Source organism: Pseudanabaena sp. CCNP1317, assembly GCF_034931345.1.
GTDB classification, from domain to species: Bacteria; Cyanobacteriota; Cyanobacteriia; order Pseudanabaenales; family Pseudanabaenaceae; genus Pseudanabaena; species Pseudanabaena galeata.
In genome coordinates, this window is sequence record NZ_JAYGIF010000059.1 from 58,711 (window position 1) to 73,168 (window position 14,458).

The 14,458-nt window shown below is 36.6% G+C and carries 16 protein-coding genes; all 16 read right to left on the minus strand.

Annotated features, from left to right (window positions below):
* The 16 genes from VB775_RS12795 to VB775_RS12870 all read right to left on the minus strand — a co-directional run bounded on the left by VB775_RS12795 (position 1) and on the right by VB775_RS12870 (position 14,450).
* A complete protein-coding gene (locus VB775_RS12795) occupies positions 1-1,188 on the minus strand; it encodes a glycosyltransferase family 4 protein (RefSeq protein ID WP_281005847.1) in 1,188 nt (395 codons plus the stop codon).
* A complete protein-coding gene (locus VB775_RS12800; RefSeq protein WP_281005846.1) occupies positions 1,182-2,105 on the minus strand; it encodes an NAD-dependent epimerase/dehydratase family protein in 924 nt (307 codons plus the stop codon). The genes VB775_RS12795 and VB775_RS12800 overlap by 7 nt, the downstream gene beginning before the upstream one ends.
* Complete coding sequence (locus tag VB775_RS12805; RefSeq protein WP_281005844.1) at positions 2,102-3,070, minus strand: hypothetical protein; 969 nt, start codon at positions 3,068-3,070, stop codon at positions 2,102-2,104. The genes VB775_RS12800 and VB775_RS12805 overlap by 4 nt, the downstream gene beginning before the upstream one ends.
* A gap of 45 nt (positions 3,071-3,115) precedes the next feature.
* Positions 3,116-4,018 carry a hypothetical protein gene (locus VB775_RS12810; protein WP_281005843.1) on the minus strand — a complete coding sequence of 301 codons (903 nt, stop codon included), beginning with the start codon at positions 4,016-4,018 and terminating at the stop codon, positions 3,116-3,118.
* A gap of 55 nt (positions 4,019-4,073) precedes the next feature.
* Positions 4,074-4,958, minus strand: coding sequence for a 6-hydroxymethylpterin diphosphokinase MptE-like protein (locus tag VB775_RS12815; protein WP_281005842.1), 885 nt, complete (start codon positions 4,956-4,958; stop codon positions 4,074-4,076).
* Entirely contained in the window at positions 4,955-6,748 is a 1,794-nt protein-coding gene (locus VB775_RS12820; protein WP_281005841.1) for an ABC transporter ATP-binding protein, read from the minus strand. Before VB775_RS12820 ends, VB775_RS12815 begins: the two co-directional genes overlap by 4 nt.
* Positions 6,745-7,794 (minus strand): pseudaminic acid synthase, encoded by a 1,050-nt coding sequence (pseI, locus tag VB775_RS12825; RefSeq protein ID WP_281005840.1) that lies wholly within the window; start codon positions 7,792-7,794, stop codon positions 6,745-6,747. The genes VB775_RS12820 and pseI overlap by 4 nt, the downstream gene beginning before the upstream one ends.
* The gene (locus tag VB775_RS12830) at positions 7,781-8,260 is read right to left on the minus strand and encodes a GNAT family N-acetyltransferase (RefSeq protein WP_281005839.1); all 480 of its coding nucleotides are present in this window, start codon (positions 8,258-8,260) and stop codon (positions 7,781-7,783) included. The genes pseI and VB775_RS12830 overlap by 14 nt, the downstream gene beginning before the upstream one ends.
* A 150-nt stretch (positions 8,261-8,410) precedes the next feature.
* On the minus strand, positions 8,411-8,998 hold the full coding sequence (locus VB775_RS12835) for a Uma2 family endonuclease (RefSeq protein WP_281005838.1): 588 nt from the start codon (positions 8,996-8,998) through the stop codon (positions 8,411-8,413).
* 126 nt (positions 8,999-9,124) lie between these two features.
* Positions 9,125-10,159: a UDP-2,4-diacetamido-2,4,6-trideoxy-beta-L-altropyranose hydrolase gene (gene pseG, locus VB775_RS12840; RefSeq protein WP_281005837.1), complete on the minus strand. Its 1,035-nt coding sequence runs from the start codon at positions 10,157-10,159 to the stop codon at positions 9,125-9,127.
* A 156-nt stretch (positions 10,160-10,315) separates the two neighbouring features.
* Positions 10,316-11,080, minus strand: a complete 765-nt coding sequence (gene hisF / locus VB775_RS12845) for an imidazole glycerol phosphate synthase subunit HisF (RefSeq protein WP_281005836.1) — start codon at positions 11,078-11,080, stop codon at positions 10,316-10,318.
* Positions 11,074-11,697, minus strand: coding sequence for an imidazole glycerol phosphate synthase subunit HisH (gene hisH / locus VB775_RS12850; RefSeq protein WP_281005835.1), 624 nt, complete (start codon positions 11,695-11,697; stop codon positions 11,074-11,076). Before hisH ends, hisF begins: the two co-directional genes overlap by 7 nt.
* Before the next feature lie 33 nt (positions 11,698-11,730).
* A complete protein-coding gene (locus VB775_RS12855; protein ID WP_281005834.1) occupies positions 11,731-12,879 on the minus strand; it encodes an N-acetyl sugar amidotransferase in 1,149 nt (382 codons plus the stop codon).
* Entirely contained in the window at positions 12,872-13,507 is a 636-nt protein-coding gene (locus VB775_RS12860) for a pseudaminic acid biosynthesis-associated methylase (protein ID WP_281005833.1), read from the minus strand. The genes VB775_RS12855 and VB775_RS12860 overlap by 8 nt, the downstream gene beginning before the upstream one ends.
* Before the next feature lie 13 nt (positions 13,508-13,520).
* Positions 13,521-14,246 (minus strand): glycosyltransferase family protein, encoded by a 726-nt coding sequence (locus tag VB775_RS12865; protein WP_281005832.1) that lies wholly within the window; start codon positions 14,244-14,246, stop codon positions 13,521-13,523.
* A gap of 21 nt (positions 14,247-14,267) precedes the next feature.
* Positions 14,268-14,450 (minus strand): hypothetical protein, encoded by a 183-nt coding sequence (locus VB775_RS12870; protein WP_281005831.1) that lies wholly within the window; start codon positions 14,448-14,450, stop codon positions 14,268-14,270.
* Positions 14,451-14,458: the final 8 nt, after the last annotated feature.

Sequence of the window (14,458 nt, forward strand, 5' to 3'; positions counted from 1 at the left end):
CTAAACTACATGATGAACAATTTCTAAAAAGCGTCTTCCATATGCTCTGACTCGTTCTTGGTTGTCTTGTCGCGCCAAAGCTTCTAATTGGGGATTTACACCTGCTTCTAAAGTTGTTAGTGCTTGAGAGATTAATTCAGCAAGTTCTTCAGGATTACTTCGCTCAAAGAAATAGGAATTAGGGGGATTTTGCTCAAGATGCACAGGAAAATCAGAGGCAATTACTGGCTTACCTAAACTCCGAGCATCCTCGATTACGGAACTCCATCCTTCAAACAAAGAAGGTTGAATTACAGCTAAACATCTTCGCATCAATTGAACTTGATCGTTGCGAGGAATAGATCCTAAAACAATAAATTGCTGTTTAAGTTCTAGTCTTTCAACTTTTGCTAATAATTGGTTGAAATAATCAGGATTTCGATAATCAGATAAAGTACCAGTACATACGATGGTGGCATCAATATGTCTTTGTTTAAGAATTGCTAAAGCATCGATAATGACACCATAATCTTTATGCTTCCAAAACTGATTACTGACTAAAAAAAAGCGATCTGGTAGTTGATATTTGGCTTGCGTAATTTGGGGATCTGGTTTATACCATTGAGGATCAATAAAACTAGCAAAATGCATCACCATTGTGCGATCTCGTGATTGAGGATAGCGATCTCTAAAATCAGCACCAGCCATCTCACTACTAACAACGATCACAGGTGCATTATCCGCTATCCTTTGTAGCTCAGCATTACGAGCATCTAGTTGCTTTTGCGAGAATAAATGTGGTAAATGGCAATGTTGCAGATCGGCGACCCATGCGCCCCATTTATAAGCTGATCTTACACCTAATAAATCTGGATATACAAAATCACAGGAGCGTGGATTGAGTATCTTTAATGGCACAAATGGGACATATTCCGCTAATAGTTTACAAGCTTTTAAATAAATATATTCCGCAGTAGTACCTGCGTATACTTGAGATACCAAATCCCTGACTGGCTCTGCTAACCCTTCATTTCTTTTAAATAAAGCCAAGCTTAATCGGATATGTTCAGTTTCTTCAGATGGTAATTGCGCGATCGCCTTAATCAAATTTTGAATATATAAAACCCCACCTAACCAAGTCGGATCATGCACCATATTCAAGCAAATATGTAATTTATCTTGTGATTTATTCAGTGACTTATTTACCATCCGATAATTTCTCCACGACACCATTGCATAAAAGAATCTAAACCCTTCTCTAAATCAACTTTTGGCTCAAAACCGAGTTGTTGAATTTTGGTAATATTCGCTTGCCAATTACAAGGAACTCCTGATGGTAGATTTCCCACAAATTCAATCTCTATTTCAGGATTTAGTTTCGCAACAATTAATCTTACTAAATCTTCAATTTTGGTTTCCATACCAGTTGAAAGATTGAAAATATCTGCTTGACCAATACTATTTTCTGCTAAAACTAGCATTGCCGTAGCCACATCGATACCATGAATAAAATCACGGCTTTCTTGCCCAGTTCCATATAATTTAATCCTATTTTGGGTCAAGACTTTTTGGCAAATATCCCAAACCACTTGTCGTCGTAAACCTGCGCCATAGGCTGAAAAAATTCGTGCGATCGTGGTTGGCAATTGATAAACCCGAGAGAACTCTAGACAAAGTTGTTCTCCCATCAATTTATGAAATCCATAGGGAGATATGGGCGCAGTGACCTGTGATTCAGAGATGGGAATGGAGTTGGGGTTGCCATATACAGCCGCACTAGAGAGATAAATAAGATGACATTTAGGTACATATAGCCGCAGCGTATCTAAAAGATGAAATGTCATCGCCACACTAGCCTGAAAGTCAGAAGCAGGATCGCTGACCGAAAGCTCTACCGAAGCTCTACCCGCACAATGTACGCAAACAGTTGGTTGTAATTGCTGGGCGATCGCGACTAGATCTGGTGAAGGCAGAATAATTTGGTAATAATGCGATAAGTCTTGTCGAGGTGCATTTTCGGGAGGACGAGTGCCAATACCTGCTACTAACCATCCTGCTTGACTAAACTGGCGAGCAATATATCGACCAAGAAACCCTGTAACACCTGTAATTAAGACTATTTTCATAAATCCTTCACTTGGATTAATGCACCCAGTTCTAGATCATACAAAGGCATTTCTGAAATTTGTGTTAATCGAGCATCAAAATCCAGATAGGATAAATTTCCACTTATGTCACGCGATTCTCTAAATTGCGGTTTTCTATAAGCTGTTTCAGGTGAACAGATAGAACGATCACCAACTAAGTCTTTCCTGAGAAAGAACAGATTATTCCCAGCACTATTAGAGCCAAGCAGCACATAACCTTTGGATGCTGCTAAATGGCTTAAAGCAGCTATAGAAGCACCATAATAAAGACAGGAAAAATGAGCTTTGTCTCTAGAAAATGATTTGTCATAGGGAATTGTTACTTTTCTATAATTGCCAAATAAACCGTTGTATTCACATATCACAATTCTTGGAGTAATGCAGTTAATTGCTTCCCAAACCCAGTAGTCATTGCCATCAATATCGACAGATAGCAAGCCAATATCACCTATCATGCCACAGTCAATTAGCAATTTGTTGATATTATCTTTATCAATAAAAGCACATTCTGCTTTGAGGTTATACTTCCAATATATTTGATCTTGCTTGATATAATGAATATTATCTGGAGAGTTATCTATAACTAGCCCTGACCAATTATTATTAATCAATAAAAACCTAGTATTAGATTCGGTGTAGTTCTGCACTCCAAATTCTACAAATATTTTATTTTCAATCTCTATTGAATTAATTAATGATTGAATAATGCCATCTTCTCCCCACTGAGAAAAGACTCTAAATTCGTTATATTGAAAATCAGTTTGATGGAAAATATCAAGCAAACTATAATGTGTTCTATAGTTTTGCCTGCTCTCAATCCTTCCCAAAGATTCGCGTATTTTAATCAAATCAGATCTAATTTCTTTAATACCCTCAAAAAAATTTAATTTAAGCTTTAACTTATACCAAAGAGTAAAAATATAATCTGGAATTTTTTTTAACATACTATAAATCACTTATATCTAACTATTAATTATGATTATATTTGATCAAGAGTTTATAGGAACAAAAAAATTTACTAAGTTTTTAAGTAATCGTCTGATTAATTTATAGAAATAATATTTACTGAATAAACATCTATACAATATTATATTCATGTCACGTGGGGAAAGAAGAAAATCTTGTCCTAACTCACTAAATGCAAATTGTTTTTGCTGTTGAGAATTACAATCGTTAAATTGAAAGTACTGAGATGCGTTATCTTCCCAAGCTCTTAAATTTCCTAGAAATTCCAATGTTTTACATTCTGGATCTTCTTCTGCAATTACAAGTTGTGTTTCATAAAAAAAAGAAGTAAGTCCCATTGCAGAAGCAAATACCAAAGCTGATGTAACTTGATTTGAGAATGCATATTTCTTCCCATGTGCGTTTGCAACAAAATTTTTCAGAAAATTGTTGTCGTATAAACTATTTCCATTATTAACAATTTCAAATCCTCTTTTCAGAAATGGAGTTTCTTTTTTTAGATCCATATCTAAGTGATACATACATACAGTAATAGGTTTATACTCATCTGGAAGAGAGTCTAGCATAAGAGCATATTCTTCATAATCATACTCTACCCTGCATAATTTAGAGGAATGGGCTGGAAAAACAATAGAACCTTGTTTTTCAATTGGCTCAACATAGCGTAAATTCTTTAGTAAATATAGAAATGGTGATCCTACGGTACGAGTATTTAAGCCTTTAAATTTAATTTGATATTTTATCTCCAAATCTCGTGTCCAAAACCAGTTTTCCGCAGCATCATAACGGACATCATGAGTATGAATTAGGCTAGTCCATCCATGTTGAATGCCTACAGGTAAGGGTAAAAACTTAGGAAAATTTGCATATTCTTTAATAATTTCTCCTAGACCATAATAATCTATGCCAGAATAAAGTTCTTTCATTTAATTCAATTAAAATATTGATAAAATTTGTGATAGAAATCCATTTTAGTGGTAATTATGAATTTAGAACATCTTCAAACTTGATTCGCTCAAATCCAGATTCGTCTCCCTTTAAAGTGGCATTAAATATTTTGACATCATCTTTACTAAAAGTTCTAGTTATACAATCAATAGACTTTTCATAAAGTCCTACTCTAGAAGATTGATGGTTCTGATTGACAAAATATTGATTATAAAAATCAATATGTTCCTCCATAGAAAAGAGTGGATCTAATCCATAAAAATTGTAATTTAAGTAGTCTTCTAAAGAATTAATAGTACCTCCGTCCATTCCCAAGAGATAAATTTCTTTAATACCCATATAGAAAGCTGACAAAAGTGCAATATCTATAAAAACAAGCCCGTGATTAGATAAAGGCTTACTTAGATCAGTTGGACAATACTTTAAACTAGATAGTGGCTTTAGAAATGGGACAGGAGTGTGAAGATAGTATACTGAATGTTCCTGAAAAAGTTTATTCTCACGATCGACTAGTTGTGCAGATTTTGAGAACAACTTAATAGTATTTTTTGTTTTGTCTTTCTGTAACTCATACCAATTTTTTCTAAAATCAATATTATTAGCTACTGGATCACAGTTGCATAAATAAGTAGGATTAATTTGTTCATATTGAGGATGATGAAAAAAACTATTTAGAACAAAAGTAACTTCATTTGAAAGCCTCGTCAAATCTTGCTTAAGAATAGAGGGGCCATTACCAATAATGAAAGCCCTCTTGCCTATGTGTTTATCTTTGAGTTCTAAGTTCTTAATCTCTTCTAAACCAAACTTTTTCCAGTAAAAGTAACGATTAGCCAGTCTGCGAAATGATTTAGGAGTAATAATCCTACAAACATCCTTTATGGATTTTACAAAGTTATATTTGTCTCTGGTATTCATATATTTATCTGTCTAAACTCTAAATTTTCTTGAATTAGCTCTTCATAAGTTCCTGAGTCAACAACTTTTCCTTCTTTCACCAAATAAAGCCGATCACAGTTCTTTACAGTACTTAAGCGATGAGCAATCATAATCATAGTTTTGTGTCCACTCATGGCTTCTAAAGCCTGCATAAACTCTCGTTCGGTGGTATTGTCTAGTGCGGCAGTTGCCTCGTCCATGATAATTATTTCAGGATTATGATACAAAGCCCGTGCAATACCAATGCGCTGACGCTGACCTCCTGATAGACGAATTCCATGCTCACCCACCAGAGTATTTAGCTGTTCTGGCAAGCTATTTACCAACTCTTCTAACTGAGCCGCTCTAATTGCATCCCATACTTGCTCTTCTTTGATTTCGTCAGCGACCAGACCAAAGGCGATATTATTGCGAATCGTGTCGTCAGAAAGATAGATGCTTTGAGGAATATACCCAATTTTTTGCTGCCAGCTTTCAAGATTAGATAGGATATTTTTACCGTCTACAAGTACTTCACCTTGGCTAGGGATTAGTAACCCTAAAAGAACATCAATAAGTGTAGTTTTACCAGATCCTGAGGCTCCCACAAAGGCGATCGATTGACCCTTAGTTATTGATAGAGAAATCCCTAGTAACGAAAGTTTAGAAGCATTGGGATACTTGTAATTGATATCTTTTAGCTCAATTGAGTTTTGGAATAGATGTGACGGGGCTTGAGTAGATTTAATTAATGATGTTTGAGTTGATGTGGTCTCTAAAGACACAAGATCATAATGAATCACATCAACGGAGTCTTTTGAATAACGAATAGTTGTAATTGTAGAAATAATACGCTTAGCAGAAGGCATCAAACGTACAGCCGCTATCGCAAATAAAGACAGCATTGGTAAAATCGACTGAATTTGTCTACCTTGAATTAAGCTAAAAATGACAATTAATAATACAGATGCAATCAAAACTGTATCTATAAATAGGTTAGGTAATTGAGTTGCTAATCCTACAATTAGATTGGCTTTACTATAAGCTTGTGTACTTTTTGCAAAAGTATCAATAAAGAACATTTCTCTACCCAATACTTTAGTTTCTTTAATTCCACCTAAGCCTTGATTGACCCATTTAATCATTTGACTGCTTTGCTCTTGGCGAATTAATCCCTGTCCATTCATTTGATTGCGGATGGTTTTATTGAGCCAAAATATCGATACACATAGAAATATGGCAGCGATCGCTGATGATAATGGTTCCGCGATCAGAAGTAAAACTGTGATACAGACCATCACCATCATTTCCGTAATTAAAATCAGCATTGGTATTAGTACCCCTGAAAAAATCAATGGGACTTCAGAGGTAACATTACGAACCAACTCTGCTGAATTACGTTGAAGGTGAAATGTATAAGGACTATTTAAATATAGTTTTAAAAGACGAGCAGAAAGAGACATCTGCTTTTGATACAAAAATCGATACTGAAAATAGGTAAGAATAGCTAGGTATGTATTTTTAAATAGGTAAACAATTAAAAGAATGAGACTCATTAATAATAAGAATAACTGATGAGAATTTGCTCCTAGTTGGGTATAAAGCCAACTTAGTATTTCTTGCTGTTCAATAATTTCAGGATTTCCTAATAAGGATACAAAAGGAGGAATCAATCCAACTCCTATTGTTTCTAATCCTGCCCCCACCAGCATAAGCAAAAAAATTGTAGCAATCTGCCACTTCTCTTGGGAATTAAATATGTAAAGTAACTTACGAAGCAATTTATTCATATTAAATCCCAAGTCATTGGCTGACCTGCTTTTGCATTCCTTACAATCTTCTTACCAAGCAAAATATTATAGTATTTAGTTGGCAAACCTAACCCTGGACGAACTGATCTTAAGTTCTCTTTCGTGAAGACATCACCAACTTTCATGTCTTGTGAAATGTAAAGCGATCGCCTAAATACTAGTGATTTTTTTTCCGCTTCCGTTGCGCCGTAACTAATCTTCCCTAGAGCTTGCCAAGCTCGTTTCGATTCAATTACCAACTGCCGCATTTCTTCTGACTCCATAGAAAAAGCAGAATCTACGCCACCATCAGCACGGGCTAGGGTGAAGTGCTTCTCGATTACCGTTGCGCCTAATGCAACACTCGCCACAGCCACCCCAATTCCCATTGTGTGATCTGACAGTCCCACCTGCACATCAAACAAGTCTCGCAAGTGGGGAATTGTCAAAATATTGGTATTTTCTGGTGTTGCTGGGTAAGTGCTAGTACACTTGAGCAAAATTAGATCCTCACAACCTGCTTCCCGTGCAGTTCTGACTGTTTCATCTAATTCGGCGATCGTTGCCATCCCCGTCGATATAATTAACGGCTTACCAGTACTTGCAACCTTTCGGATTAACGGTAAATCTGTATTCTCAAAGGAAGCGATTTTATAGCAAGGCATATCTAGGGATTCGAGGAAGTCAACTGCAGTAGCATCAAAGGGGGTACTAAAGCCGACAATACCGAGTTCTTTACAACGTTTAAAGATCGGTTCATGCCATTCCCAAGGTGTATAAGCCTGTTGATATAGTTTATAAAGAGAAGTACCTTGCCAAAGGCTTTGAGAATCATTAATGAAAAATTCTCCTTCGCTAAGATCAAGGGTCATCGTGTCAGCGGTGTAGGTCTGAATTTTTAAGCCTTGCGCTCCTGATCGTGCCGCTGCCTCCACAATTTCTAATGCTCTTTCTAAGGATTGATTATGATTGCCCGACATCTCCGCAATTACAAAGGGTACGTAATCCACCCCAATTTTTTGACCCTGAATTTCAATTGTTTTCATATATGTACTCTAGTGCTGAATGAGTTGGGATACAATTTACCTTTTTAAATCCCCCACTCTCAAAAAGCTTTATTGATGAAACATTACCTGATTTTATTAACGCTCGAATTTTAATGACTGAGATATGCTGAAAAAGCTTACTGATCGCCATTTGCAGAATTAATTTCCCATAACCTTGACCACGGTATTTATGATCAACACTAATGCTTACCAAAGCCTGCAGTTCCTTATCAATATCAAATCTAATTTGACCTACTGGCTGTTTTAGTTTATTAACAGCTATAAAATAATAACAGTCAACAGAATTCAGTTTCTCATTAAACCATTTAAGATGGTCTTCCCATAAAATATAATCAGAACTAAAAGATGCTGCTCTTGATATCGGATCGTTAGCCCATTTCCATAAGAGTTCGCAATCCTCATACTTAGCGTCTCTTAACTTTAATTGTTTGTCAGTTAAATTCATGACTAGCTAAACCGGTTTTCATCTAATACTTGCTCAAGACTAGCGATCGCCTTTTCGGGGAAATTGCTGAAGGAAAGTTGCGAGCGTTTTAGATAAAAAATTCTCTTGAGTTAACATTTTCATGACCTCTCTATTACATATTGATATAGTTTACTGAAGTTCCTTAATAAAATCAGTGATCGCCTCATACTGATCATAGTAAATAATATACTTTGCGAAAGTATTTAGACTTAAATCAGGAAAAAATTGACTTGAGTTTAAATTTTCATAGATTTGTTTTTCCTTGACTAAACAATAGACATTCAATAATCCATCTTCCCAATACCAAACCTCGGAAATTCCAAGACGCAAATATAAATCTAATACATTAATATTTCCACTAGTTAAAATGACTTCTACGACCAAATCAGGAATATTTTTTTTAATATCAAAATTGTAAGACTCATCAGGTTCTTTACGCCCCCCTAATTCCTTATTACCTAAAGTGGCACTCCCGCGTTTATAAAAGCGAATCCCCAAATGGCGCATATAAGCTTCTAGTAGCAATCCAATTGTACTTTTAACATCCTCATGTTCCGAACTCAAGGTCATGATTTCTAATATGCCATCTAAATAAACAAACCTTACACCTTCAATATCAGAAAAGGATGCTTCTATACTTTCAAATTGCACCCAGCTAACGCCTTGAATAGTGCAGTTTGTGTCGTTTATTTTGCTTTTTTCTATAGTTGTAGTCATTGTATATCAATCACTAATATCATCAATCTGGTGTGAATACGGATCTTTACTCAGCTTGATATTGAGCTTGTTCAGATTGTAACCAAAAGGCTGCATACAACCCGATACAAGACTAGGCTAACATATTTAACATTTTTGCGACGCAACGCGACTCGCGCCGTTTCCATCAACTAACTTGCGTCCTTTTTTGCTCATGTCTTCGCGCTTATGGCGATCGCCGATCAATTCCCGCAATACCAAACTAATCTGCTCAATGGTCACATCCTGATGCCAACCCAGATTAATGATCACGCCTTGTCGATCTAGCTCTACGGCGATCGCTTGTTGATTATCAGCAATAGTGATTACCAGACTGGGCAAGCCCATAAAAGCGAGTTCCCAATTTGTCGAGCCACCTGCGGCGATCGCCAGATCAGCCCAAGCCATCAACTCAGGCATATTACTAACATTACGTTGTAAAGAGATTGCTAGGCTTGCATCGGTGACTTCTCTCTGTAAACATTCATAATGGGGATTGCTGCCGCCAATTACCACAATGGTTTCTAATTTATCTTTATTTAAGAGATTCAAAGCTTGAATTACTTTAAGCGTTACATTGTCTGGATCACTGCCTCCTAAAGTTATTAATATTTTAGAAGCGATCGGGTTTACTTCTCTTTGCCAATCTCGCCATTGCCAAAACTCGCGCCTGAGCAAAGTATATTCTGTACCCAATAACAATTTTGTATATGGTTCTCGATTGATATATAGCTCTTGATTTGCCGAAATATTTTGATTTAAGACTAGATCGGCATAGTAATGATCTGCATGACCGAAATCATCAATAAATAGCAACCTAGTCCCAGAATCCTTGATAATTTTTTGATATTCTGTTCCAAAATGGTAGCCATCCACAACCACCCATTGCGCTGCAAATTGTCGAATAAAGTCTACTGTCTGATAAGCATCCTCATCGCTGCCAGCCTCAACTGATAAATAACTAACCTCTATTCCCTGCGATCGTAATTTATTTTCTAGGACAGAAGGTTTATGGGCTAATAAAAATACAACTTTGCCTCCTTGATCTTGCCACGCTTGCGCTAACGCTATGCACCGCATAATATGCCCTGTCCCTATAGTCGCGGAGGCATCGGCACGAATAATTAGATTTGTACTTTGCATATTTTGATTGTCATAGACGTTTTGACTCTGCAAGAAATAGATTTACCATTGCGAACCTTTCCAGAAATTTGTCCCTACGAGTTTGAACAGTTCATTGCTAATAGTTTTGTCTGTGATATAAGCCAAGCTTGGAGATTTATTTTAAGTTGCACTTTTTTAGCTTAAATTCTGACGCACGGGAATTCCCTCATCTCTCATGGCTACTTTTGCGCCAGATGGTGTTTGCTCAGTAAAGTGAAAAATGCTAGCTGCGGCTACAGATGAAGCTCCTGCCTGTTTGACAGCATCGATCATATGTTGATAATTACCAGCACCACCTGAAGCGATAACTGGAATATTAACCGCAGATACTACTTTCTCTATTAATTCTAAGTCATATCCCTGCATTGTTCCGTCGCGATCAATTGAGGTTAAAAGTATTTCGCCCGCTCCGCGATCGGCTAATTCTCTAGCCCAAGAAACAGTTTCACGTTGAGTATTTTGCGTCCCTGCATGACTAAAGCAAATAAAGCGATCACCTAATCGACGTACATCTATACTCACAACAATACACTGTACCCCAAACTGATATGATGCTTTATCAACTAAGCAGGGATTATCAAAAAGCGCTGAATTTAGGGATATTTTATCAGCCCCAGAATTAAGTAATGAGATAATTTGAGATAGATTGGTAATTCCACCACCAACTGTCAATGGAATAAAGCATTCATCTGCAAAATCATCTAAGGATTCATAATCTGGGATATTTCCTTCTCTTGAAGCCATAATATCTACCAATATTAATTCATCGACTTCACGAGAGTTATACACCTTAATAGCTGGCAGTAACGGTCCAATTCTGCGCCAACTATCAAAACTGACCCCTTTGACTAAACCGAAGTCTTTCCATAGTAATGTAGGAATCACACGGACTTTCAGCATGATGCAAACTCAATAAAATTTTTCAAGATTTGCTGTCCAGCTTTTGAACTTTTTTCTGGATGAAATTGCGTTCCGAATATATGATTTTTGCTAACCGAAGATGTAATAGAGATATCATAATTTGAAGTAGCAATTACATTAGATGTATCATCTGCTATCAAAGCATAACTATGAACAAAATAGAAGTCTATTGATTGAGGTATATTTTTAAATAGAGGTGTACTTTCCTGATGATTTACTTCATTCCAACCAACATGGGGTATACGAAGCCTACAACCCAATTTATCAAGACGGAGAACTTTACCTGAAATAAAGTTGAGTCCTTCATTAAGCCCATTTTCTTCACTCGAGCTAGAGAGCATTTGCATACCAAGACAAATTCCAAGAAGAGGCTTACCTTCTTCTATAACTTGCTTTTGCAAAGACTCAATCCAGCCTTTGGTAGATAATTTTTTCATTCCTTCGCCAAAAGATCCAACACCAGGAAGAATGATGCGGTTAACGTCTAATAGTTGTATGGGGTGTTCAGCAACAATAACATCTGCACCAAGATTTTCTAGAGAGCGTCGAACTGAACCCAAGTTTCCCATACCATAGTTAATGACGGCAACTTTCATACATGTATAGACTTTAGAACTCTATAAAAGCAATTACAAATTATCATTATTCAATTTCTCAAGGTTGCCGTGTTTATCTTTAATTAGCATTCCTGCTGTGTTGCGTTTAAATATTTTTTTATTAGTGAAGCGATCGCAGATTTTAATAAATTCATCAATAGATAGATCTAGTGGATCGAGAATATCTTTCAAGGGCTTTCCTAGATAAGTCCAAGGAAATTTTCCATCTCTTGCTAAGACTATATCCAAAGCATCTTGACGGGTGATTCTTCCTCTACGTACATGTAGGCAAGCAATATCAGTAGAGCGAGCGAATCCAAATTTTAAGAACTTAAAGTAGTCATGAATTCCAGTTTGATGGTTGTCAAGGTTTTCATAATTTACCATCGATCCCTCAACTGCTTGAGCAAAAGTTGTCAATCCATTAGCTTGAGCAATTAGCGCGTTTGAAAGTCCATCCCAAGGAATATAATGACCAAGAAACAAGCCAGTGACTCCTACCCTCTGTAATTCTTCATCAGTTGGATATTGGTATGGTAACAAATGCTTTTGCTCAATAGCATATGTAGTTGATAGATCGCTAACACGTAAACCTAATAGTCCACCAAACTCTTCGAGCCACCTGCGGGTAAGAATATTATTTTCAGCAGCACCAGCAGGACCGCCATATTCATTTTGAGAATTTTCCCCCCAAATGATTAGAGGGACATTAAACTGCACAGCAGCACGAACAGGAATTGTAAATATACCAACATGCTCTGGCCATGAAATATCACCTACCTCTGTTAGTCCAATACGGTTAAGTTTTACTCGGACTAATGGATTTGGGGAAAACTCCATATAGTCAACACCGAGACGCTTAACGTTATCAATATTTTTTCTACCAATCGCAGAAAGATCGCATGTGGTAGATGTTACACACAGAGGATTCATCCCAAGCTGTAGCATTCTAACCACCTGATATGTACTATCCTTTCCTCCACTTACAGGTACAATACAATCCCAATTACTTCCATTGCTTTGATATCGGTCTAAAATTGTTAGTAATTCTTGACGACGTAAGTCCCAATTTACTAATTTTCTACTTTCATAAGACCGACAAGCATTACATACGCCTTCTTCGTCTAAATGAAGATCTGGTCTTGTGTAAGGCATTACACATCGGGTACAGTATTTAAGCATTTTTATCTCTCTTTTCCATTAGAAACCAGTTGATGTCGTCTTGAGGAAATGCAGGATCTCGATGATAAGCAAATCCGTAATCAATCAACTTTAAATCTTTGTACATATCCAACATCTCGCCTGCAAAGTCACGTTTGAATAGGCGATCGCTATGACCACGATAGGGGATAGCAACTGGTGAAGGATTGTAATATTCACAAATGAGAATATTCCGACTTGATGCATCATATATTTTCTTGTAAGTAGCTTCTAACTTATCTGGATTGATATGAATCAGAACACCTTTAATTAGAACTATATCCGATTGTTTCTCAACATGATAGTCAAATATTGAACCCGTGAATACTGAATTATCACCAATAAAGTTACTGAGTTCTCTTGCTGCATCTTGATTAATCTCTACCGCACTCAACTTGATATTTGGGTAGAGCAACTTAATAGCCCTTAAGTTCATGCCAATATTCGCCCCAAATTCAATACAAGATGTTAAAGTCCCAGCTTTTGATAAAGTACGACTAAAAAAAGCTAAATTTGATGCGAGCAATTCTTGACTATTATTTCGCTTAATATAGTCAGTACCAAAAATTCCTGCCCAAAAGTTTTCTTGTTCTGTTGTGTATTCTTCCATCTTAATCTCCATACTATTTTTGCTTGATATGTTTATTAATCATATTCCACTCAGGATTTTGGAATAGTAGAGCAAGGCAATCTTCTAGTGTGAAATCTGGTTTGAATGGATATAAATTTTCAATTATCTTCTTTATTAATTCAAAATCTTCTGGCATATCTACTGTCCATCGATAATCACCTTGATTCTCGAGGTACTTAACTTTTCCTAGTTTATACCGATTATGCTGCCGATAAATAAAGGGGGTGACATGTTCTCTGTCTGACTGAGCAGTTGATTGATAAAAGGCTTCATCTAAGACCTTGAAAGCAAATATCTCAGTATCCATGCCGCGAGGATAAGTCCTTTCTAGACCGTTAGAAACATAGTCGTATTTAGGATATTCATCTGAATAAAACTGGATAACTTGATCGATTACTTGAGGATCAATTATGGGGCAATCGGAAGTAACTCGAACTACAGCATCAGCTTGATGGGCGATCGCTGCTCCATGATAACGAGCTAAAACATCATCTTCAGAGCCACGATAGCTAGTAATAGATAGGCGATCGCATAGGTCAATAATTGGTTGATCAGTATCATTGATGGTAGTCGCTACGACAATTTGATCAGCTAATTTAACTCGTTTTAATCTCTCAATTTGATATTCCAGCAAAGGCTTTCCCAACACTTGCTTCATTACTTTGGCAGGTAGACGAGTAGAGGTCATTCTTGCTTGGTTTATAATTATAACTTTCATTAAATTATCAGTATTAAAGCGCTAATTTTTAGGTTCTGGACAGAAATCTTGATTGATGATCTCTTCTAAAATAAAGGGGCAAATCTCAGGGACGTTCTCGTCGGGTAAATCAGTCTCCGCTTGATCAAACTGCCCCTGACGCAGTAAATCTGATTGTTGATGCGCCCAGCTATAAAAGTCAAATTCATATAATGTGTCACTCAATATTTGCT